General features: G+C 31.7%; 25 protein-coding genes and 1 pseudogene. 10 read left to right on the top strand and 16 right to left on the bottom strand.

Going from position 1 to position 22,922, the window contains the following annotated elements:
* Positions 1-94 precede the first annotated feature (94 nt).
* Both DPQ31_RS12700 and DPQ31_RS12695 read left to right on the top strand, forming a co-directional pair.
* The gene (locus DPQ31_RS12700; RefSeq protein ID WP_199631788.1) at positions 95-997 is read left to right on the top strand and encodes an SMP-30/gluconolactonase/LRE family protein; all 903 of its coding nucleotides are present in this window, start codon (positions 95-97) and stop codon (positions 995-997) included.
* On the top strand, positions 994-1,695 hold the full coding sequence (locus DPQ31_RS12695; protein WP_097958556.1) for a class I SAM-dependent methyltransferase: 702 nt from the start codon (positions 994-996) through the stop codon (positions 1,693-1,695). The genes DPQ31_RS12700 and DPQ31_RS12695 overlap by 4 nt, the downstream gene beginning before the upstream one ends.
* A gap of 149 nt (positions 1,696-1,844) precedes the next feature.
* Here the strand turns inward: DPQ31_RS12695 and DPQ31_RS12690 are convergent, their stop codons facing one another.
* The 5 genes from DPQ31_RS12690 to DPQ31_RS12670 all read right to left on the bottom strand — a co-directional run bounded on the left by DPQ31_RS12690 (position 1,845) and on the right by DPQ31_RS12670 (position 6,104).
* Positions 1,845-2,477: a type 1 glutamine amidotransferase family protein gene (locus DPQ31_RS12690; RefSeq protein WP_199631789.1), complete on the bottom strand. Its 633-nt coding sequence runs from the start codon at positions 2,475-2,477 to the stop codon at positions 1,845-1,847.
* Positions 2,478-2,792: 315 nt separating this feature from the next.
* Positions 2,793-3,422, bottom strand: a complete 630-nt coding sequence (locus DPQ31_RS12685; protein WP_199631790.1) for a class I SAM-dependent methyltransferase — start codon at positions 3,420-3,422, stop codon at positions 2,793-2,795.
* Between the two features lie 263 nt (positions 3,423-3,685).
* Complete coding sequence (locus DPQ31_RS12680; protein WP_001021705.1) at positions 3,686-4,183, bottom strand: DUF421 domain-containing protein; 498 nt, start codon at positions 4,181-4,183, stop codon at positions 3,686-3,688.
* A 55-nt stretch (positions 4,184-4,238) separates the two neighbouring features.
* Positions 4,239-5,096, bottom strand: coding sequence for an NAD-dependent epimerase/dehydratase family protein (locus DPQ31_RS12675; RefSeq protein ID WP_097854550.1), 858 nt, complete (start codon positions 5,094-5,096; stop codon positions 4,239-4,241).
* 81 nt (positions 5,097-5,177) lie between these two features.
* Positions 5,178-6,104: a zinc-dependent alcohol dehydrogenase gene (locus tag DPQ31_RS12670; protein WP_208731991.1), complete on the bottom strand. Its 927-nt coding sequence runs from the start codon at positions 6,102-6,104 to the stop codon at positions 5,178-5,180.
* A 122-nt stretch (positions 6,105-6,226) separates the two neighbouring features.
* Here DPQ31_RS12670 and DPQ31_RS29320 point away from each other — a divergent pair, with 122 nt between their 5' ends.
* Positions 6,227-6,454, top strand: a complete 228-nt coding sequence (locus DPQ31_RS29320) for a hypothetical protein (protein WP_261797515.1) — start codon at positions 6,227-6,229, stop codon at positions 6,452-6,454.
* A 70-nt stretch (positions 6,455-6,524) separates the two neighbouring features.
* Here the strand turns inward: DPQ31_RS29320 and DPQ31_RS12665 are convergent, their stop codons facing one another.
* Complete coding sequence (locus DPQ31_RS12665) at positions 6,525-6,725, bottom strand: hypothetical protein (RefSeq protein WP_098711589.1); 201 nt, start codon at positions 6,723-6,725, stop codon at positions 6,525-6,527.
* Between the two features lie 210 nt (positions 6,726-6,935).
* On the opposite strand from DPQ31_RS12665, the gene DPQ31_RS12660 reads away from it, so the two are divergent.
* Complete coding sequence (locus DPQ31_RS12660; RefSeq protein ID WP_097958550.1) at positions 6,936-7,379, top strand: cysteine dioxygenase; 444 nt, start codon at positions 6,936-6,938, stop codon at positions 7,377-7,379.
* An 18-nt stretch (positions 7,380-7,397) separates the two neighbouring features.
* Positions 7,398-8,831 (top strand): 4-hydroxyphenylacetate 3-hydroxylase family protein, encoded by a 1,434-nt coding sequence (locus tag DPQ31_RS12655; RefSeq protein ID WP_208731990.1) that lies wholly within the window; start codon positions 7,398-7,400, stop codon positions 8,829-8,831.
* Positions 8,832-8,893: 62 nt separating this feature from the next.
* Here the strand turns inward: DPQ31_RS12655 and DPQ31_RS12650 are convergent.
* The 3 genes and pseudogenes from DPQ31_RS12650 to DPQ31_RS12640 form a co-directional block, all read right to left on the bottom strand.
* Positions 8,894-9,097: pseudogene (locus DPQ31_RS12650) on the bottom strand (hypothetical protein); the annotation flags it as partial.
* 161 nt (positions 9,098-9,258) lie between these two features.
* The gene (locus tag DPQ31_RS12645; protein ID WP_098711587.1) at positions 9,259-9,675 is read right to left on the bottom strand and encodes a VOC family protein; all 417 of its coding nucleotides are present in this window, start codon (positions 9,673-9,675) and stop codon (positions 9,259-9,261) included.
* 259 nt (positions 9,676-9,934) lie between these two features.
* Positions 9,935-11,305: an aminotransferase-like domain-containing protein gene (locus DPQ31_RS12640; protein ID WP_208731988.1), complete on the bottom strand. Its 1,371-nt coding sequence runs from the start codon at positions 11,303-11,305 to the stop codon at positions 9,935-9,937.
* 127 nt (positions 11,306-11,432) lie between these two features.
* On the opposite strand from DPQ31_RS12640, the gene DPQ31_RS12635 reads away from it, so the two are divergent.
* On the top strand, positions 11,433-12,371 hold the full coding sequence (locus tag DPQ31_RS12635; protein WP_097958543.1) for a DMT family transporter: 939 nt from the start codon (positions 11,433-11,435) through the stop codon (positions 12,369-12,371).
* 17 nt (positions 12,372-12,388) lie between these two features.
* The gene (locus tag DPQ31_RS12630; protein ID WP_208731987.1) at positions 12,389-14,080 is read left to right on the top strand and encodes a M3 family oligoendopeptidase; all 1,692 of its coding nucleotides are present in this window, start codon (positions 12,389-12,391) and stop codon (positions 14,078-14,080) included.
* A gap of 14 nt (positions 14,081-14,094) precedes the next feature.
* Here the strand turns inward: DPQ31_RS12630 and DPQ31_RS12625 are convergent, their stop codons facing one another.
* A complete protein-coding gene (locus DPQ31_RS12625; protein ID WP_199631795.1) occupies positions 14,095-15,189 on the bottom strand; it encodes a helix-turn-helix domain-containing protein in 1,095 nt (364 codons plus the stop codon).
* A 323-nt stretch (positions 15,190-15,512) separates the two neighbouring features.
* On the opposite strand from DPQ31_RS12625, the gene DPQ31_RS12620 reads away from it, so the two are divergent.
* Positions 15,513-16,460, top strand: a complete 948-nt coding sequence (locus DPQ31_RS12620) for a phosphotransferase enzyme family protein (RefSeq protein WP_208731986.1) — start codon at positions 15,513-15,515, stop codon at positions 16,458-16,460.
* Between the two features lie 80 nt (positions 16,461-16,540).
* Here the strand turns inward: DPQ31_RS12620 and DPQ31_RS12615 are convergent, their stop codons facing one another.
* Both DPQ31_RS12615 and DPQ31_RS12610 read right to left on the bottom strand, forming a co-directional pair.
* Entirely contained in the window at positions 16,541-17,290 is a 750-nt protein-coding gene (locus DPQ31_RS12615) for an aminoglycoside phosphotransferase family protein (RefSeq protein ID WP_208731985.1), read from the bottom strand.
* A 167-nt stretch (positions 17,291-17,457) separates the two neighbouring features.
* Entirely contained in the window at positions 17,458-18,327 is an 870-nt protein-coding gene (locus DPQ31_RS12610; RefSeq protein WP_199631797.1) for a LysR family transcriptional regulator, read from the bottom strand.
* A gap of 110 nt (positions 18,328-18,437) precedes the next feature.
* Between DPQ31_RS12610 and DPQ31_RS12605 the strand changes: the two genes are divergently transcribed.
* On the top strand, positions 18,438-18,845 hold the full coding sequence (locus tag DPQ31_RS12605) for a tautomerase family protein (protein ID WP_097958539.1): 408 nt from the start codon (positions 18,438-18,440) through the stop codon (positions 18,843-18,845).
* A gap of 44 nt (positions 18,846-18,889) precedes the next feature.
* Here the strand turns inward: DPQ31_RS12605 and DPQ31_RS12600 are convergent, their stop codons facing one another.
* Positions 18,890-19,684 (bottom strand): VOC family protein, encoded by a 795-nt coding sequence (locus tag DPQ31_RS12600; RefSeq protein WP_199631799.1) that lies wholly within the window; start codon positions 19,682-19,684, stop codon positions 18,890-18,892.
* A 246-nt stretch (positions 19,685-19,930) separates the two neighbouring features.
* On the opposite strand from DPQ31_RS12600, the gene DPQ31_RS12595 reads away from it, so the two are divergent.
* Entirely contained in the window at positions 19,931-20,374 is a 444-nt protein-coding gene (locus tag DPQ31_RS12595; RefSeq protein WP_097952771.1) for a carboxymuconolactone decarboxylase family protein, read from the top strand.
* Positions 20,375-20,477: 103 nt separating this feature from the next.
* Here the strand turns inward: DPQ31_RS12595 and DPQ31_RS12590 are convergent, their stop codons facing one another.
* The 3 genes from DPQ31_RS12590 to DPQ31_RS12580 form a co-directional block, all read right to left on the bottom strand.
* The gene (locus DPQ31_RS12590) at positions 20,478-21,308 is read right to left on the bottom strand and encodes an alpha/beta hydrolase (protein WP_208731984.1); all 831 of its coding nucleotides are present in this window, start codon (positions 21,306-21,308) and stop codon (positions 20,478-20,480) included.
* A gap of 135 nt (positions 21,309-21,443) precedes the next feature.
* Positions 21,444-22,193, bottom strand: a complete 750-nt coding sequence (locus DPQ31_RS12585) for a class I SAM-dependent methyltransferase (protein ID WP_098711581.1) — start codon at positions 22,191-22,193, stop codon at positions 21,444-21,446.
* Positions 22,194-22,466: 273 nt separating this feature from the next.
* Complete coding sequence (locus DPQ31_RS12580) at positions 22,467-22,805, bottom strand: winged helix-turn-helix transcriptional regulator (protein ID WP_000365534.1); 339 nt, start codon at positions 22,803-22,805, stop codon at positions 22,467-22,469.
* Positions 22,806-22,922 lie beyond the last annotated feature (117 nt).

The raw sequence follows: 22,922 nt of genomic DNA, 5'->3' as shown, positions 1-22,922 counted from the left end.
TTTCTACATTGCAAATCTTAAGATTCTCTCGCTAAAAGGTTTACCTCTATTTTTATCGAATTATATAAATATCTTATAATGCGAGGTGAACATCTTGTTTAGTAATATAGAATTAGTTTTAGATGCTAAAGCAACTTTAGCTGAAGGACCATGTTGGAATGAAAAAAAGCAACTTTTATATTGGGTTGATATTATGGAGAAAACATTATGCATCTATAATCCCACTAACAATACAAACCGGGTAATTGCCCTTAATCAGCAAATCGGCTGTGTTGTTCCATATGTAGAGGATGTAGTACTTTTAGCAATGGAAAACGGATTTTACTCTCTTAACCTGAAAACAGAAAAACTGACACATATTTATGATCCTGAACCACATTTAGTAGAAAATCGTTTTAATGATGGGAAATGTGATCCAGCTGGTCGCTTCTGGGCGGGTACTACTGATTTAAATGGAATAAATGCTGTAGGTTCCTTATATTGTTTATATAATAATTTGAGCGTTGAGAAAAAAGTTTCATATGTAAATACATCAAATGGAATCGCTTGGTCACCTGATCATACATACCTTTATTTTATTGATACACCTACTAAAAAAGTAGTTCGTTTTCATTATGATATACGTACTGGAGAAATTAGTAATCCAACTGATGTTATCCTTTTTCCTGAAAATGATGGTTTACCTGATGGGATGACAATCGATGAAGAAGGTTGCTTATGGATTGCACATTGGGGTGGTTCGAAGATTACTAGATGGAATCCTTTGACTGGAGAACAAATATTAAGTGTTCCAATTCCTGCCTTATATGTAACGTCGTGTACATTTGGAGGCCCTAATTCAACTGACTTATATGTTACGACTGCCAGAACAAGAATGACGGATGAAGAATTAAAAAAGTACCCACATGCTGGTGGTATCTTTCGAATTCAAACGAATATAAAAGGCTGTCCTACCTATTCATTTTGCAGTGAACATATTGGAGCTGAAACAATATGAATCGTATCGATTACATAAGACAAGAAGAAAAGAAATATCATGACCTTTGTTATGAACAATATAAACTATTTGAGACTGGATCTTGGCTTTACAAACCAGTTAAAACAGTTATGGACATGATGGACTATTTCGAAAGACAAAACAACTTGCAAGTACTTGACCTCGGATCTGGCGTTGGAAGAAATAGTATTCCAATTGCACAAAAGATAAAAAATTGTAGCGGCACTGTTACTTGTGTCGATTTACTTCATTCTGCTTTAACAAAGTTACAAGTTTATAGCAAAGTACATGGAGTATTTGGAGTAATAAAAACGGAACAAATAGCAATTGAAAACTACGATATTCCTCCTAACACTTATGACTATATCGTTGCAGTATCAAGTTTAGAGCATGTTAAATCAGAAGAAGATTTAACAAACGTGCTCCATTCTATGAAAAAAGGGACAAAAAACGGCGGTATTAATTGTTTAATTATTAACTCTAACATACAAGAAATTGATTTAAAAACGAATGAAGAATTAGAAGCTTTAATTGAAATTAATCTCCCAACCGAAGAAATGATACGTCTATTAAAAAGTATTTATAAAGGATGGAAAGAAGTAAAAGTTGAAATAAAAGAATTAGCTTTTGATATAGTTCGAAATGAAAGACGCATTCAATTAAAAACAAATGCTATTACTTTTGTCGTTCAGCAATAATCGTATAAAAAGAGAAGAATATTTCTCTCGGACTCATTTTTATTATATTATATTTTTATATTTAAATATTTATGAAATAAAACAAAAAAACCATGCTTTGACGTTGTCTATCTAAAGCATGGTTCCTATTCGAGATACTATAAAACTACTCAATTATTAAGAGAATTCATTAACTGGAAGAAATAATCAGATTCATGAGTCTTATGTAAGTTATACCATGAATGAAGTGTATCCGGTGCAAGTACATCCAATTTTTTCAGTACTTCCATTGCGAACTCCAGAGGGGCTACTCCAGATGCAGTAATGAGATTTTGGTCAGATGCTACAGGTCCCATTTCATACAAATTTTCTCCATTATAATTCGGGCAAACCATTTTCATATAATCTAAACTATTACTTGTATGCTTTCTATCATCTAAGAATTCATAATTTGCAAGCCCTACAGTTGCACCACATATTGCAGCAACAATTACGCCCATCTGTAAAGCTTCATCAACTTTTTGCAAAATAGGTTTTTGTATATTTTCACTCCAAGTATTTCCTCCAGGTAAAATTAATAGATCGTTACTCTCAAACACACATTCATCTAGGGAAATATCTGGCTTTATATTCAAGCCTCCCATTGAAATAACCGTTTCTTTATTTACTCCTACTGTAATTACTTTTAAAGGCGCTAAACCTTTTTTGAAATATCTTCCTGTATTCAGTTCAGCAATTAAATGTCCGTACTCCCAATCTGACATCGTATGAAATACATATAAATAAGCTTTTCTTGTTTGCATTCAATAACACTCCGTTCAAGTACTTTATTCTCTATTACAGCACAACTATTAATTTCAACAAGTGCTACATTAAGTTTAACATTATATTCTATATTTATGGTTTAAAATTCCAAATAGAATACCCATAAAAATCTATTATCACATAAATAAAAGAGCACTCGTTTCCGCAAGTGCTCTTTTCGGGGATTTTGAGATATCCTATTAACGAAAGTTAAGGTTACTTAAAGTTAAGAGGTATTTATAATATATGCTCGTCCTCTTTATTGGTTCATATTCAACATATAGAGATTGTTAGTAATGCTTACAATTCTTTATTTATTGTTCTTTCTTACATTTTATCATTAGAAAATTGATTGAAGGCTTATTTTCCATGTTCTTATTTGGTTCGTCAATTTCCGAAACTTGTACTAGTCCATATTCATTAAAATCATGTTTTATAGATTCAGAATCATAGAAGAACATTTTTACACCTTCCATTATCTCAAAATAATCTTGGTCCAACTGTTTCCCTTTTCCGTACATTGGCGCTTTTTTAGAAACAGTTGTAAAAACCATATATCCGCCAGGTTTTAACTGATTATAACAATCTTTAATAAATTTCTCTCTATCCTGCTTATTCAACAAATGAAGAAGTGCATGACTAAATATCCCATCATATAGTTTACTATCAAAAGGCATCTCATTTACCGAACCGTGATATATACTAATATCTTCTAGTCCGTTTTTTTTTGCTAAATCAATGGCTGTTTTTGAAATTTCAATACCTGTTACATTTATCCTATTATCAATAAAAACCTTTGCATTTCTTCCATATCCAATACCCGGAACTAATATATCCTTAACGTTCTTTTCAAGAAAAAAATCTTTCGTCATAATTGCGGATTCTGTAGGTTCAAATCCCCACATCGTTTGTTTTTCAATAAAACTTGATTCCCAAAATTCCATTATGTATCTATCTCCTTATTTTCAATCCATTTTTAGTATCAAAGTAAAGGCAAATTTTTTGTGTTGTTGGTATATAGTTTTTTCTTCTATTCATACGACTTACCTTAGTCATCGTAGCCCCATTGAATATAGCATAATAATAAGCCTATATCTATTATAAAGATTGGTTAAAAATCTCCCCCATTTTATTAATCCTTACGTTTATAGAAAATAAAAAAACAGCCAATATTTTTATTGTAGTATTGGCTGTTTCTCATGAAAAATTATCTTTTTATATTGTACTGATCTAATACTTTTTCTAACATTTCTAAGGTTATTGGTTGTGCTTGTTTTATTAATTGATAGCCAATACGCCCATTCGGTTCCGCTGTAACTTGCTGTAAACGCTTTACATCATGAATCCCTTTTTCTCTTAATTGCATATAAAGTTGTTGTTCTGACATTTTTGCCCGTATCAAATTTGCTTTTACAATCTTTCCGTTTTCAACAATTACAATGCTACTTCCATTTAGGAATTGCTCCACCTTCCGTGATTTCAATTCAAAGAAATGAATGATAAGTAGTATGCCCGAAAATATGATAGCAGCAAAGATAGATGGAACTACTTTCCTACTTAATACAGGTTCTACAATAATACGTCCAATTGATACAACTATAATTATTTCAGCTCTCGTCATTTGGCTAACAGATGTACTACCTGTCATTTTTAAAACAATAATTCCAGTAAGGGTTAAAATAATACTTTCCCAAATTATATTCATAATAGCCCAATCCTTTAACGGTGAATGTTATTAGCATTCCCATTAAAGGATTATTTTACATACTTATCAAATTTTTAAATCCTTCAGACCATAATGGAAATAAAGGTGTCCATCCATACTCTTTACGTGCCTTATAATTTGAGGCTCCTCTTTCCCAACTATTTTTCCCAGCTTGAGCTTTAGGAGCCGGTGCCCCAATTGCAGCTGCGTATATTGGTAACCATTCTTTACTCGTTGCTGGGGAATCATCAACAATATTTACGATTCCTGGAGGCCAATTAAGAGCTAACATAGTTGCTCTAGCGGCATCTTCGACATGTATAAAAGAGCTTATCCCATCTGTTGCAATCATTTCATTATTACGAACTTGATTTGCAATTAAGCCGTTTTCCGCATACCATGTTCCCGGTCCGTATAGTGTACCGTAACGAAGAATAATCGATTCTGGTAACTCAGAAACAGCTGATTCTAATTTTAATATGCCATTAACAGTGATTTGCCGAGGCATAGGAGCAGTAATATGTAGTGAATCTTTTTCTGTCGCAAATGTATCCCCTGCTTCATACGCCCATGAAATACTTTGAGCGATTATTTTCTTTACCCCTACATTTTTTGCGGCATCGACAAGGTTACGAGTGCCTTTTGTTCTAATTTTTGCATTATCCTCAAAATTCCATGTAGACAATGACGTTAATTGATGTATAACTACATCGGGAGTTGTTTCTTCCAATACAGAAAATACAGCCTGTCGATTAAACACATCGGCTATTACTGGTATAGCACCAATTTTCTTCATTGCTTCTACTTGTAATTCATTACGAATCATTGCAAATACCGTATGCCCCTCTTTTATTAACATAGGTAATAAAGAACGTCCTATAACACCCGTTGCACCTGCTACAAATATTTTCATATATGTTCCTCCTCATTTAGAAATCATAAATGTGACGAAACAGATGTGAGGTTTGTGACAAATATTTTCTCTATTTTTTCGTTATTCATATGAAACATATACTTTTAATGGTTTAATTATCCCTAAACTCAATTCTTCAAAGCATTGTATGAGTGAAGTATACTGTATTTCATGTTGAAAGATTTCTTCTATAAATGGTGTTTTTCTTATTTCTTTAAAAAACCAAGCTGCATGTTTTTGATAATCGTATCCATCACTTGATCCAATGATTTGCAATTCTTTCTGATAAAAGTTGGCGGTTAATGTTAGTTCTTCAATATTACCATCAGAAAGTATACATATTTGTCCATTAGTTTTAAGAGCTTTTTGCAATACATGGAATCCGCTATTTGTAGCAGAACATTCGAAACCATAATCATATGTTTCTATTATCTGTTCTTCTGAATCAAATGTGTTTTTTACACCAAATTTCTTTGCAAATTCTCTTCTAGTCCCATCAGGTTCAACAACATCCACATATTCAACACCTACATTGTTTTTCAAGTAATAACAAGCGAGTAAACCGATAACTCCCAATCCAGTTATAAGTACTTTTTTATTTTTACTTGGATTTAATTTTAATACTCCTTTAGCGACATCACACGAAAGAATAGATAATAAAGCAACTTTAGGTTGTATAGAACTAGGCACTCGAATTACTTTATGCGCCTTAACTATTCCTATCGTTTCATGTCCATAAAAAGAAACTACTTTATCACCTACTTTTAAATTTGTTACTTTATTCCCAACTCGAATCACTTCACCATAACTTTCATATCCGGTTTTTCTTGGATAAAAAGGATTCGTATCTGTAACATCGGATCCGTTATACTGCGGTAACTCTGCCCCAATACTTATTGCTCCCGCGATTGTTTTAACGATAATTTCATCATCTTGTATGGACCTAATTTCATTCGTTTCCCACTCAAGTTGTTTAGGTCCTTTTAAAATTAACTTATATTGTTCCATTTATATCCTCTCTTTTTATAAAAATATATTCAAAATAGCTTTTGAACTATTTATAATCATTAATGTGAATGTTTCATCCAAAATTTAGACTATAAAGTCGGTTAGTAATCAACAGTGATAATATGATAATTGAATTTGATGGATATGGAATTAATGAGTATGTAATTGGACAATACATCACAATTACGAAATTACAAAGGATGTATTTGAATGTAAAACATGAAGAAATTTCTAATGATGGTTTCATCGATTTATTTTGTGTTCGACATAATTATGAACGTATTCCCCATTCTTTTTATAAAGACGTTATAAGTCTAGATACCGCCTATATTTATTTACCTAATAGATAAATTATCCTTGCCCATGTTTGTACCGTTTATGTTTCTATACATTTCTTTTCAACATCTAATATTAAGATTACTATTCTGATAACATTTTAAGAAGAGTTGTTGTCGCCCAAATGAAATAAGCAAGTTGCGTCATGATATACATCGTAATTTCAAAACCAGTAAGCTTTCTTTCTCTTTTCATTTTCTTTAAATATCTATAAAAACAAAATGAACATAAAAGTAATAAAAAAATGGATAATTGATATAAATTTTCCACTAAAAGAACTGCCATTTATTTCATCACCTTTCCAATAGAAAATAGGCTATAGTTCAAGCATATCATAAAAATGGAACTAATTACCACATTGCATAAAACAGATATTCCCTAATTAAAACCAGTCACCTTTTTGAATTTCTTCAATACAATGTTATGTAATCAACTACACACGATATAATAGGAGATTACTTTCTTTCACTGCAAATGCTTAGGAGGAAGTTGTACATGCATTTGATTCATAACATAAGTAAAGCGTTTTATAACCTATGTAGCTACGATACGGAGAATTTAATACACGCTATTCAATCATTAAATATTTCACTTCATAAAATATCTCCTTTTATTACCTCACCAGTTAACCACGAATACGGAAGAAACGTTATCTATCAGTCTGAATTTGTGGAGATTTTAGTATTAAATTTTCCCAGCAAAGCAAAGACTTTTGTTCATGATCACGGAATATCTTTAGGTTGTATACTAATAGTCGATGGTACCTTACAAAATATAACGTACGAAAACAATAGCGAGCGGATTGAAGAATTTTCAGAGGGAAATATTTTCACCGTAAAAAAAGATACTGTGCATAAAATGTATAATGCTACAGATTCAACAGCAATAACTTTCCACGTATATTCCCCACCATTAAAAGATGTCCAAATATATGAATAGTCTTTAGGAGGAGGAAATATGCATAATTTGAAGGATTCTTATATAAAGAGCTTACAAGACGGTCGTAACGTTTGGCTCTATGGAAAAAAAGTAGATGTAACTACAGACAAACATTTTGCAGGAACACTAAGTACCATTTCCAATTTATTTTCATTGTTTGATGATCCAATACGAAGAGATTCTGTTGGATACGTAAGTCCAAAAACGAAAGACTTTGTCCATACAGCATTTTTAGTTCCAAATTCCTATAACGAATTATTAATGAGGAGAAGCGCTTTTGAAACGTGGAGTTATGCTACAGACGGCGTAATGAGTAGATTATCTGATTACGCAAGGTCGAGACTTACTGGCTGGTACGTATCAAGAGATTTTTATAAAAAATTTGATGCGCAGTTTCCAGATAAAATCACATCTTATTATGAAGAAGCGAGAGATAAGCACTTGTTTTTAAGTGTAGTCCAACGTGATCCACAGATAAATCGCTCTACAGAATCGATGTTAAATGCAGATGATTTAGGATTACTAAGAGTTACGAAGAAAACTTCTGACGGAATTTATTTAAATGGTGCAAAAATGATAGGAACCGCTTCGCCTTATTCAAATGATTTATTAATCTATCCATTAACAAAGCTGACTGACGCTCAAAAAGATTTAGCTCATTTCCTCATTGTGGCAGCCAATTCCCCTGGATTACATATGATTTGTAGAGAACCATTTGCGAATACACATTCAAATACAGTTGATTCCCCTATTAGCTCACAGTACGATGAAATGGATGCACTATTAATCTTTGATAATGTATTTGTGCCATGGGAACGTGTCTTACTGTGTAACAACCCTGAAGCATTATGGACCTTAAAATCAGATATAGCTTCTAGCAGTTTAGCTTATCACCAAGCAATTGTACGATTAGTAGTAAAGCTGGAATTTATAACGGCAATTGCTTGTGAAATTGCTGAAGCAATCGGTGCTACTACTTATTTGCATGTTCAAGAGAAACTTGGAGAATTAATTATGCAAATTGAAACAATCCGCGCTCTCTTAATTGCCGCAGAAGTTGAAGGTACTATTTACGAAAATCAAACATATTTGCCAAACTTTAAATATATTGAAACGGCAAGAAATCTTGGTTCGAAATATTATCCCCGCGCAATAGAGATTTTGCAGTTGATTGGAGCAGGTGGCTTTATTCAACTACCTTCCAGCATGCAAGATTTCCAAAGTCCGATATCCGATTTGTTGAAAAAACATTTTAAAGGAACAAACATCGATGCCAAACAACGTACAAAACTATTTAAATTAGCATGGGATATCGTCGGAAGCCCGCTAGCATCCAGACACGAATTGTATGAAAGGTTTTATGCAGGAGACCCCATACGGAATACAGCTATCCAATATATAAATTACGATAAAAACCACTTTAAAAAGATGCTAAATAAATATTTATCTTAATGAAAAAGAGCACTCTTTGCTAAGAGCGCTCTTAAAAAGATTATACAGCTGTCTAATTAAAAAATTCCTTTACCACCTTGTTTCGTAACAAGCTCTGCAGTTTCTTCAATCGTTCCAGCTCTTCCCATATACGATAGATTTCCTTCTCTACGTCTTCCTTTTACATATACAGTTGCTCTAGATTCGCCGAGCACCATCGCAATGCCTCTTCCAGCAACTCTTGTCATTCTGGTTATAACTGCTACTTTTCTTTGTAATGGTTTCATGTACTTCTTCTTACTTTTTATAATTAATTTAAATTATTTCCCACGTACTCTCACCATCATATTTTTTCGTAATAATTTTAATCATATTAATTATCCGCTGTAAAATGATAGTACAGTTATTTAGTTTTAAAACCTTATACCTTGTTGCGCAGAAGCGTGATTCACACTTTCCTGTTCGAAATGAGCACATCTAAATAGTGTTGATTATACATAATACCTAATATGTTTCCGAAGGGATCGACTATGGAAGCGGTGATGAATCCCTCACCGCGCTCTGTAGGTGCCTCATACTCTTTCGCACCCATAGATAGCAGCTTATTGAAAGTTTCTGTTACATCATCAACATGCCAGTATACTATAGCACCAGATGGTCCGGTCACTGCATCAGATGGCGCATAACGACTATCGATTAAACCTAGCTCGTGTTGGTAGTCGCCAAGGCGAAATTCGGCATATCCCGGGCGTTCGAAATATGGTTTGCTACCTAATAATTCAGCATACCATTCCTTTGCTGCTTCTAGATTATCTGCCCAAAAACTAACGGTGGTTAATCCTCGTAATGTCTTTGTGTCGTTCATAATCGATTCCCTCCATACTGTTGAGTATCACTTCTCAATGCTTAACGAAATAACATCTTCTGAATTAATTTCGATTTTCTTATTACTATCTCTTATTCCAGAAAATGACCCTTTAGTGACATATTACAGCTGAGATGTTTAAGCATCTTCATTGTAGAAGTTTCTGATGTCATTCGAAATTCAACAATTTGATAGTAACTTCACAACAATACATACAATGTTATTATTTTCCCTCTCACAATAAACCTCCTTATTCGTATTATTCTTTTTTAAATTGAAAATCTAGACGTGCCGATTGTTTTACTTCCTCGATTACTTTGCGAATTCCTTCTTCAATCTTATCTTCTTTGACATTCGATACGTTTAACTTTAACAATCTCTCTTTAGGAAAACCTTTGACGTAATTTTTATCAATAGAATCAATATTTAATTGAATGTCACTCAATTTCTCAACAAACATTTCCGAAATACTTGTTTTATGCATTTCTAAACAAGTATGTATTCCTATTGTATTATGCTTTTTATATGTAAATAAAAGTGGGTTTTCATTATGTACTTTTTCTAATGTTTCAACTAGTTTTTTTGATCTATCGTAATAGGAAGATTTAATTTTATTTTTATGGCGTTCGAACATGCCACTCTTTATATAAATCTCTAAAGCAGCTTGAGATATCATTGGACTATCGATATCTAAAATCTTTTTATATTTATGAAAAGCATTTGCAATAGCTGGTGGAATAACCGCCACACCGACTCGTAAACCAGGAAATATAATCTTCGAGTAACTTTTCAAATATATGACATGATTACAATTATCCAAGCTATATAACGGATCTGCTTTTGAATCAGTTTCTAAATCTGCTAAATAATCATCTTCTACTATAAATACATTATACTTCTTAGCCAATAGCACTATTTTTTCTTTCTCATCTTTAGAATAAGAAGTTCCAAGCGGATGATGATATCTCGGTATCGTATAAAAGAATTTTATTTTTTCTGTTCGAAATATACGTTCCAATTCATTTAAGTCGATACCTTCATTCGTACGTTTAATACCGATTACAGGAATTTTATTTATTTCTAGATATTCAATATATAGATGATAGGTTGGCTGTTCAATTAATATCGTTTCATTTTCATTCGGAAATGGTATAGATGTTAATATAGCAAGCGCTTGCTGCACACCTGACGTTATAAAAATATTTTCTTCTTTTGTGAAAACTTGATAGTTTGTCAGCTGTTTTTGAATAACTGGAATTAGAGATGGTAAACCTTTCGGCGTTCCATATACGAACAAGTCGTTTTTATATGTATCAATGGCCTTATTAATACAATGTTGAAAATCTAAATATGGAAACACATCTGGATCTGGTGCTGAGGAAGCAAAATCAATTATCTCGTTAGTTTCTATGATACTTCCGGATTTCTTAACAACGTAGTATCCACTTTGAGGAACGGAATAAATAATATGACGCTTTTCTAATTCATGAAGCGCACGTATAACTGTCGCCTTACTACATTCATATTGTGTAACGAGTGACCTTATAGACGGTAATTTCTTTCCTTCTTTTACCTCTCCATTTTGAATCATATTTTCTAAGTCGTTTAAAACATGTAAATACTTATACATCATTACCACCTCAACATTTAATTTGTACCGGTACAGTTTGTATTTGTTCACATTGTAGCACTAGATCAGAAAGATTACTATGTACGTATACTGGCCAGTATGAAATCAACTACTATGAGGTGAAATTATGAAACATACAACAAAGGCATATTTATCAGCATTACTCTATTCATTTATTATTGGATTCTCCTTTATGTTTGTGAAATTAGCATTAACAGTTACGAGCCCCCTCGATACTCTTGCTCATCGTTTTACAATTGCTTTCGTAGCTGCAAGCATTCCCGTTATTTTCGGTTTTGTAAAGTTAAATATATCATTTAAAAACATACTTGACCTTTTACCAATTGCAATATTTTATCCAGCACTATTTTTTGCTTTCCAAGCGTTTGGCTTAGTGTATACAAGTTCATCTGAAGCTGGAATTATCCAAGCGGCAATTCCTATATTTACGATGATATTAGCTTCCTATTTTTTAAAAGAATATACGAATATATGGCAAAAAACCTCTGTTCTCGTTTCTGTCATCGGTGTTATTTATATATTTATCATGAATGGTTTAGGGGCACATGAAACTAGTCTCATCGGTGTTATTCTTATTCTGTTATCGGCATTATCATCTGCTTGCTATAATGTGTTAGCTCGAAAAATGACAAAGAATTTCAGGCTAATGGATCTAACTTACACAATGACAGCGATTGGTTTTATTAGTTTTAATGTAATTGCTATCACTAGCCATATAAACAAAGGTACATTAACTATATTCTTTAAGCCATTTATGAATGGAACATTTCTTATTTCCATTTTATATTTAGGATTACTATCTTCTTTACTGACCGCATTGTTATTAAACTATTCATTATCTTATATTGAAGCAGCAAAAATAAGTGTCTTCAGCAATTTATCTACACTTATTACCATTATCGCAGGCGTTGCATTCTTACATGAACAAATCGCATACTACCATATCATCGGCACAATTCTAATCGTTCTTGGAGTAGTGGGCACAAACTTTTTAGGAAAAAAAGGGATTGCAATAAAGAAAAAGAATACTTCCATAAGTAAATAAAAAGCGAGGGATATATAATGCAGCGTGTAAATACGATCGATATTAGTAATATACTTGAATTGGAACAAGCTCTTTCGACTTTAATAAATAAAAATATTTCTTCAAAACTAGACCTTGAACACTGGTTAAAAGAACAATCTACTTTAATTTGGGAAATCGAAGAACAATTACGATTACACTATATCGACTTTCAAAGTAATACAGATAATAAAGAAATAAAAGATACTTTTGAACATGATCAACAATTTGTAAAGCCACTTTTAAAACGTTATCAAAATTTATTTAATAATAAATACTTACAGTCACCATTTCGAATGGAATTAGATTCTAAAGTATATGGTTTATTAGATGTAAAAATAAAAAATGCTCAAACTTTATTTTGCGAGGAAAATATCGAATTAGAAATTAAAGAAGACCAATTAGTAACAGCGTACTTTGAAATTACAGGAGGACTAAGTGGAAATTGGGACGGCGAAGAAAAAACGATAACGGAATTACAATCCTATTTACAAAATCCGAATCGTGAGATCCGTAAAAAAGCAAAAATGATTATTTCTGAACAATTTTTATCTGTTGAAAAAGAACTCCAAAGCATCTTAAATACATTAATTAACATTCGCCACCAAAAGGCAAAAAACATTCAAGTCGAGAATTATCGTGATTATATGTTTAAAAAATATGAGCGTTTTGATTATACAGCAGCAGATTGCTATGAACTAGCCAAATCAATACGAGAGTATGTTGTACCACTTAAAGATAAAATATTACAAGAGAAAAAAGAGAAACTAAAAGTAGATACGCTTCGCCCATGGGATGTAACAGCTGTAGCCCCTGATCAAAAAGTGCTTAAACCAATTGTAAATGAAAAAGATTTAATTGAAAAATGCACTTACATCTTCAATCAACTAGATGTTGAATTTTCAGCGTTATTAAACCGAATGTATAATCATGATTGCTTAGATTTAGGAAGTCGTAAAGGAAAAGCAGCTGGTGGTTTTTGTGAGTACTTACCTGCTTCTCAATTATCTTTTATTTTTATGAATCTAAACTATACACAAGATGATATTATTACTTTCATACATGAAATGGGTCATAGCATTCATAACGAGTGCGTAAAACCATTAGAATTACGACAGTATATAGAAATTCCTGCTGAAACGGCTGAACTAGCTAGTATGACAATGGAAGTATTCACAATAGACCATTGGGATACTTTCTATACAGACAAAGAAGATTTAAAACAAGCAAAAATAAACTACTTTAAAGATGTTATTTCATATTTACCAAGTATGCTTATCGTAGATCAGTTCCAACACTGGTTGTATGAAAACCCTAATCATACTGCTGAGGAAAGAAATGAAAAATACTTACAACTTCAAAAAGTTTATCAGTCTAGCGTCATACATATCGATGGTTACGAAAACTGGATAGCAACGAGTTGGTTGCCAGTACTTCATATTTTTGAAGTACCATTCTATTATATCGAATATGCAATCGCACAACTTGGCGCACTGCAAATGTATAAACAATATAAAGAAGATCCTAAACAAGCACTAAATAATTATAGAAAGGCATTATCACTAGGAAGCTCAAAATCTATAAAAGAAGTGTATGAAGCAGCTGGTATTCGTTTTGATTTCTCTGGTGAAACTATTAAAGAATTAATGACATTTGTAGAAGCAGAGTTAGATTCACTTGAACGTATATAAGAAGAAAGCTGCACCTATATTTTAGGTGCAGCTTTCTTCTTTATTTTATTAATAAGTTTTATGTACTGAGAATCTCCATATCCGATTGCGTGAAAAAGATGGAACAACTGTATTAATAATTCTTGGTTTGATAATTCTTTATTTTTGTAGATAAATTTTGTTACAGCATTATCTTCTTTTAACATTTCTAAATATAACTTTATAGCCTGATACATCACTGGGAGTAAATCCACAGATGGTTTTCTATGGTTTACCAATACCTCTTTGTATACAGAACAATAGTTACCTAACTTAAGTTCAGTTTGACTGACTTTGAATTCATCTTCCCTAAAGCTATTTAAAATCACTCTACCCTCATAGCCTGACTGCTCAAGATAAGAAAGTATTGTTACTAGGTTCATTTGGCAAAACATATCTTCACCAAACCATAAAACAATACATTCATAATTATTCTTAAAAAACTTTTCTAATGGATCTATAACCTTTTTTATATAATTCTCTACTGAACTATTATGCCCCCTTGCTCTTACTTCAATGAATTCTTCATCGAAAACTTGTGTACTAGTAGCATTTACACACATTGCTTCATTAAATGGGGCATAATCAGACTCTCCCATTAATTTTTCGTTTTTAAATTCTTCATACATAAATTGGCCATTTAATATATTTAGTACGTCTTTATCGAACAGTTCACATTTCCTATTTCGTAACTGCTCAACCTCTATTTTTCTAGAAATATTCATTTTAAACTCCTCTTCTTTATTTATATTGAGTTTAACAAATGATTGAACTGGCATCTTGCTAAGTTGGAAATCTTTTGGGGTTATACCAAAAACAGTTTTAAAAGCTCTACCATAAGCCTCTTGCGAAGAGTAATCGTAATCCATTGCGATATCTATTATCTTTCTACCTTTCGTCAAGTCCTCCGTAGATAAATACAATCTTCTAAGAAGAACATAACGCCTAATGCTGACACCTGTTGCTTGATGAAATTTGAAAGAACAATAATAAGAGGAATATCCCATGTAATGCGATAATTTTTCCAATGAGAATGCCTTCCTCAAATTCTTCTCAATCCAATCAATCATTTGCTGTATATACTCATTCATTTACTTCACTCCTCACTAAAAATTATAAGAGGGATACGTTTCTTTCTTTTGATGTTTCTTGTGGTTTATAACACGAACCATTCTCTAAAATCCTTAAATACTTTGTTTTATATTTTTTCAGCTATCTTATTTTGTCATATATTCTATTCACTTTTCAATTTAACATTAATCATTGTGGAGTGTTCCTACCCTACTAATTATTAACACGCAAATTGCAGGATATATCTTTTTAAAGGATTTCATAAAATAAAACACGAATTTTGTAAATTAAGGAACTTTTAGTTTTTAGGTTGAAAAAATTTAAATATAGAGAGGAATTCAAAATGAAGGAATTAGAAAAAGAAATACTCACATTAGTAAACGGACGTTATCCATTACATTTTATTAACATTAAACCTATAACAAACGAAATGTATCAATGTAATACAGTACAAGGGAATTACTTCATTAGAATCACAAACTATAAAACATATGAAGAACAGTTAGAAGAAGTTAAATATACAAACTTTTTATATCAAACTGGATTAGGTGTTCCACCAATCATACCTTCTTTACAGGGGAATTTAGTAGAAAATTTAACATTAGACAAGGAGGTATTTGCTGTAGTTTATAAAGCTGCTCCTGGCATTCACTTACCAAGAAGTGAATGGAATCCCGATGTATTTAAACAATTGGGTCAAGAAATTGGCAAATTACATCTGATATCTAAAGACTTTGAAAGTATTGAACGAGTTAAACATATTAACGCTTGGTATGAAAATGAAGAATATAATTTCCTTAAATATATCCCTAAAGAAGAGACTATTATTAGAGAAATTGCATGCGATGTTTTATCTTCCATTAAAAACCTTCCAAAAACATCTACGAACTACGGCCTGATCCATGGAGATTTATGGTTAGAAAACATTTTAGTTGATATCGATTCAAACTTATCCATGATTGATTTTCAAGACTGTGAAAAACACTTTTACATATTCGATTTAGCAGTTCCAATTTATAGTGCAATAGAATATTCATTTGCTGGAAATGGAAATATTGTTGACTATGAGAATTCTATTACAAAAGCGATACTTGACGGGTATCAAGAAAAAAGAGAACTACCTAAAGAAATGATAGACAAGCTTCCGTTGTTTATCAAATTAAAAGAGATATTTGAATATAGTTTAATGCACATGTATTGGAATAAAGAAGAATTAACTGAGAATCAAGTACGGATAATGAATCTTTATAGAATGAAACTTGAAAATAAAGATTCATTAATCAAAATGTAAAGCAAATGTGGTTTAGCTACAATAGTTAAACCACATCCTATATAAGGATAATTACTTACTGGATTTTATTTATTTTTTAATTATACATACTGATCTAACACTCCATTTAAATAAACTGCGTTATGCGGAGATATCTTCTCAGCAAATCTAGCTGTAATAATAATCGGAGCCCATTGAAAAATCTCATCTCTTGATAAGCCAGTATTTCTACAATACATATGTAAATACATTTCAGCTAATTCTACTGAGGCCTGAGCGTACAATAAGTATGTACGAAATACATCTGCACGGATATCACCTGAACTTGCATCTATCCAGTCTATAATTTTTACGTTATCGTTACTCAAAATCAGATTAAACGGATGAAAATCTCCATGACATAGCCTAGAATCAAATACAATTGAATCTAATTTTTGTAAAATATTTTTCTTTTTGTTTTCATCCAATTTATGAACAGATTTAATTTGACACTCTAACCTTTCTCTCATTGGTTCCATTTCATCTATATTCACACGTATAGAATGAATCTTTTTTTGTTCATTAACACAAATATTGATGTAATGTTCTGCCTTATTTAGATTATTAAGCAAGAGTTCGCCAATATTTTCTCCTTTTACATATTCCATAATAATTGCCTGTCTATTTTGTATCTTTGTCACTTCAAATACGTTCGGAACTGGTAGTCCACATGAATAAGCATATTTTTGTTTTTTTGCTTCATTTGAAGACTCTGTGTTTGGAAGGTATTCCTCAAATAATTTAATAACTTTATTTTCATGAAGATATATCTTCGCTGTATTTCCTTTGGCTATCAGCTCACCTAAATTCAAGTCTTCTCCTCCTTAAACTATATAGTATTATTACTACACCTTTATTTTAAATTCACTGTAATGTTAGGGAATCCTTCTACTCATATAAATCCTGTCATTATAAAACCTTTGAAATAATAAATGAAAAATACGTATTAAAAATAGCCTTATAATTATTTTCTGCATAATTATAGGGCTACTTTAATGATGTTCATAATTTTTTGTTTCGTTTGACTTAAATAATTGTTATTTTTAGTAGATATTAAAATACCAATCGGAATGTTAGAATTAAAACCCTTAATCTTAAAAGATAGTACTTCTTCATTCAAAATTGTACCTTTGGGTATAATTCCTATAGCATTCTCAAAGAGCATTTGTGGAATAAGGTTCAAAGCACTACAATTGTATACTCTCTTAAAAGACAAATTATTTTCCGTTAATAAAGAACTTACAGATTGATATGAAAAACAACTATTTTCACCTACAATTATGGGGTAATCTATAATATCAAATATTTCAACAAAATCTTTTTGTAGTAAAGGATGATTCGGATGGTTTACTATAAATTCAATTTGTTCATCACTTATTGGAGTGAATTTTATATTCGAACTATTATTATGTCCACACACCGCAAAATCGACCTTATTTTGTTTAATCATCTCTGCTAAAAGTGCAGTATTTCCCACTACAAAATCACAATGTATATATGGTTTTTCATCGTTTAAAAACTTTAATATTATTGGAATTAACCTTTTAGCAAAAGATTCTAATAGACCAATTCTTAAACTCCCTCTCTCTTCATTACTAATACGTTGTGCTTGAGATTTGGAATACTCCCAATGTGTTAATAAGTTTTCTACTTCCTCTGCAAAGAGTTTTCCCTCTTCTGTTAATCTCGCATCCCATCCTCTTTCAAATAATAGAAAACCTATTTCATTCTCTAGCTTTTTTATATGTGCTGTTACAGTTGATTGGGCATAGTTTAATTGTTTAGCAGCTTGTGAAAACGTTCCTTCTTCAATAATTTTTTTAAATGTAATTAATTCTTTTATTTCCATTTGACACACCATCTTTATCGATTTTATTGATAATAAGTTAATATATTTTCAATTATACAAATGAAATGATTGGAAGTAAAATGAATTCAAAAGAAAGGAAGTGCTCTAATATGCCATTTGTTACTGTTTATCATCCTGAAGAATTATCCGATAATAAGTTATTAAAAAATGTAAGTATCAAAATTCATCATTCATTAATGGAACATTTTAATATCCCCGAAAACGATTATTTCCAAATGTTTTTACCTTATCCATCTCATCAGCTGTTTTATGATTCTTCTTATCTATTAGAGGGTTCAACAAAACGATCTAATAATATGATTTATGTTACAATTACGTGTGGACCAGGAAGAACAATGAATCAAAAAAAGGGGTTGTATAATGCTATAGCAACTACCACAGCTACTATATTACACATCTCTAGTGCTGATGTTTTCATTACTTTACATGAGACATCAATTGAGAACTGGTCATTTGGTCAAGGAATAGCTCAAATGTTACATCAACATAATAACTAGATTTTATATTCTTTAAAACAATATAAACTTACCTCTCTCTAAAACTAAATAGAAAGTGGTAAGTTTAATTTACTAGCAATATCAGAACGGAACTCTGGTGTATACAAGACAGTAAACGTATATCCCTGCTCAATAAATAATACTTTATTATGTTTACATTCATATGGAACACTATTTTTCTTCAAATTATTTTGTATTCGTTGTAAAAATGCTTGATCTGGTGTTCCGAAAGAAACGTGTACTTTTGGTGGTAAAGCTTTCATATCAATTGGAATCCAAGCTCGTTGCCACCAAGTTGCGACAATGTATGCAGTTCCACCTATAACAAAATTGAAAATGTCCCCATCTTCCATCGTTTTCATATTTAGATTTGATTTCAACCACTCCGTAAATACAGGTACACTTTTAACAGGAAGACCAATTTCCCTTACGTATAAAACGTTTAACAGTGAATGTGAAACTAATACCTCTTCATTAATATAACTATGTGCGATAATTTCAAGAAGATTTCCATCACCGTCTTTAAAGTATAAATTGAATCGACCGCTCTCCTCGTCAATTGTATGACCATCTTTCCATTTCACAATGAGTAAACCAGATTCTTCAAGCCAGTTTGCTGTTTCTTGAAATTTCGAATATGGAATCTCAAAAGCGAGATGCGCAGGTACAATTGGTTCATACACTTCCTGAAAACTAATTGTTGTGTATGGCGTTACTTCAAATTGAATAAATGATACTGTTTCTTTTTTTATCGGAAAAGATAATATATCTCTGTATACTTGTTTTACTCCTTCTATAGAAACAGTTTGTAGTTTAATATCTGAAATGTGTGTAATCATTATAATAAACCTCCAAATTGATTATTTCTATTAGTATTGTATTTCAAAAACTAACAGGAAAAATCCATCTGGAGATTGAAACTTTAATTAACAAACTACTACTTTTGTATTAGAACTGTTGCGTTAACATTTTCAGCTAATACAATCTAAGCTTTAAGCAGTTTGCGTTTTAGTACAAATAATTAGTATGAACGACCACTTCAAGATATAATGAATAATATTTTAAGCTAAAAGGAGTGTTGTGTTGTGACGCAAAGAATTTCTTACTATGATGCTGCACCTGATGCTATGAAAATTATGATGGACATGGAAAAGTACACAAAACAATCCACGATTAATCGAACGACTAGAGAACTTATTAAAATTAGAGTTTCTCAAATCAATGGCTGTGCTTACTGCATAGATTTACATACATCTGATGCACGAAAAATGGGAGAGACTGAACAAAGAATTTATTGCTTAAGTACTTGGGGTGAATGTACTTTTTATACAGCGGAGGAAAAAGTCGCAATTGAATTAGCTGAGCATATTACACTTATTCCTACTAAAAGAGTTCCTGATTCCCTATACAAACGAGTATGTGAACATTATGATGAAAAACAATATATTGACCTTGTCTTGATTATTAATCAAATTAATAGTTGGAATAGAATTTCTATCGCGATGGGAAATACACCGGCAAAAAAATAACACTTTAAGCAAACAACTTGCTCAATACGTTTTATTACATCCACTTCAAAAAGGTTGATTCTAATACATTACAAGAATCAACCTTTTTAAATTATATTGGACTTTACCAATGTTTTCTTATTTCTTCTACTATAACCTCCGGATAATCCCAATGTAACAGATGGGTAGAATTCGGGATTAGTTTTACTATCGCTTTTGTTCTCTCACTAAAAATACTCGCTGTCTTCCCTCTATACTCATCCCAAATTTCTGGTACTGTAGCACGAAGTAATATTATATTAGATGGTAACTCCTCATATATATCCATTATTTCATCCTTGTGCATACCCTTTACGATATTACCAGCTGTTGTACCCCTCGCATGCCAACATACTTTATTATCTATTACTATACCAAGATCCTTAACTGCAAGTTCTAATAATGGAGACCATCTTGTATACACTTCTTTTTCACTTTTAAAGAAATCATCCCAACTATTAAATACATACTCTTCAAAGTCCTTTTCATAATAAGCAATTTCTTCTTCCAACGTTTCTTCTTGAAGCCTTTTCGTTTGGTACCCTCCATCAATGAGAATACTCCCTAATACCTTTTCTGGATTATGTAACAAATAAAATAGCGCTACAAAACTTCCCCACGAATGTGATAGAAAATAAAAATGTTCAATTTTTAGTTCATTTATTATTTCATTTAACCAATTTGCTAAGTTTTGCATCTCATAATCTTCTGTTCTCTCAAAGGGCGGTGTTTTACCATACCCAGGTGCATCAATGGATATAAGTCTATACTCTTCCTTTAGTTTTTCTGCGATTTCTATAAAACTTAAACTGGTACTACCTAATCCATGTAAACAAAAAATAACGGGCTTATCATTTTCTGCCCACTCAGTAATATGTACGTTTAATTTTTCATTGTTAATATAGTAACGTTTCAAAACAGTTATCCTCCATATTTTAATTTTCAAATTTACATTATGATTATTTCTATTTTTTTCAATTTCACCCTGCTTTTTTCCATACAAAAAAGCAAATTTTCTTTAAAAGAAAATCTGCCTTTACGCTAATGTATATTATTTAACAGCAATAATCATAAACCTCTTTGAATTCGTACGAATCCCCTTTTCAGAACTATTCGCGTCGATGAACTTTTGTAAAATAGTAAAATCCTCTTCCTCTTCTCCAAAATTAGGAATAATAGGCGTATGTTTTAATAAAAAAATGAGATCTTCAGGTGTACTGTAATAATCGGTAACATCATATTCACGTACTTGCACGAGTTCAAATCCTGCACTAATAAGTTCACTCATATACTTTTCTTTTAAAGTGCCATCTCTTTCACCTAAACATTGTCCTCTGCCAAATGCTTCTTTAAGGTTTAATTTATCATGTTCACAAACTTGTTGCGTTAAGAAAAAAGCACCTTTTTTTATTACTTTTGCTAACTCAGATGCTAGAAAAGGTGCATGACAACTAGAAGCAATATCAAAATAAGCATGCGGAAACGTTAAAGCTTCAGAACCCATTTGGAGAAACTTAACATTTTGTACACCTGCTTTTTTCAAGTTGGAATGTGCTGTTTCAATCATGCCATTAGAATTATCTATTCCAATTAACAATTTAGCTGAAGATGCTATGTTAAGTACATTCTCTCCTCCACCTGTACCTACATCAAGTAGCATGTCTGATGGTTTGCATCTTTCTTTCACTTCGCCATAAAAATCCCAAGTGCCTCCTACCGTTTCACATTTCAGCTTACTGAAATCCCACCCATTTAATCTTCCTACTTTATCATAAAAGTTTTTGTACTCTAATTCGTTCATTTTATTATTTCCCCTTTGTAAAATGCCTGAAATGTTTAATACGGATGATTCTCAAAGTAAACTCATAGTGTATATTTTCGTAAAGCTTCTTTTATATCTAGTATGCATTTTTTCAGCCCCGAACAACTAGTTACTTCGTATAATATAGGATTGCATCTACCCCATCTAAATTGGAAGATTCTATGTATAATAATATAATTTAATTATATATAATAAAATATAAATTATCAAAAAAGTACCTTTCTGCAAAACTATTTAGTTTACATAATAATTTTATAGTCTATTTTTATCAATAAATTCTAAATGTCCTCTACCCCAACCACACATACTATCCAACACCGCGCTTACCGTTTTTCCATGCTCAGATAAACTATATTCCACTTTAGGTGGTATTTCTTGATACATTTCACGTTTTATTAGTTGATCTTGCTCTAATTCACGAAGCTGCTTCGCTAATGTTCCTTGAGATATGTCGGGTATTAATCTCTTTAATTCACCAAACCGTTTCGTTCCATCTGTTAGCAAAATAAATAAAAGCAATGGCTTCCATTTCCCACCGATTATTTGTAATGTCGCTATTACCCCTTTTAATTTAGGTTCTTGTAAATCCATCTCCTCACCTCTCCCATCCCATCATAGATCATAATAAATCATTTTTCATGTTATTTCTCCGTTCACTACTTCATTAGTACGAAAGTTGCGACTAGGTACAAGTAAAGTGCCTACTTT

It is taken from the genome of Bacillus sp. COPE52 (assembly GCF_003355115.1).
Classification (GTDB): Bacteria; Bacillota; Bacilli; order Bacillales; family Bacillaceae_G; genus Bacillus_A; species Bacillus_A toyonensis.
The sequence above is the reverse complement of the archived record's forward strand: the minus strand, read 5'-3'. Positions and strand labels throughout refer to the sequence as shown.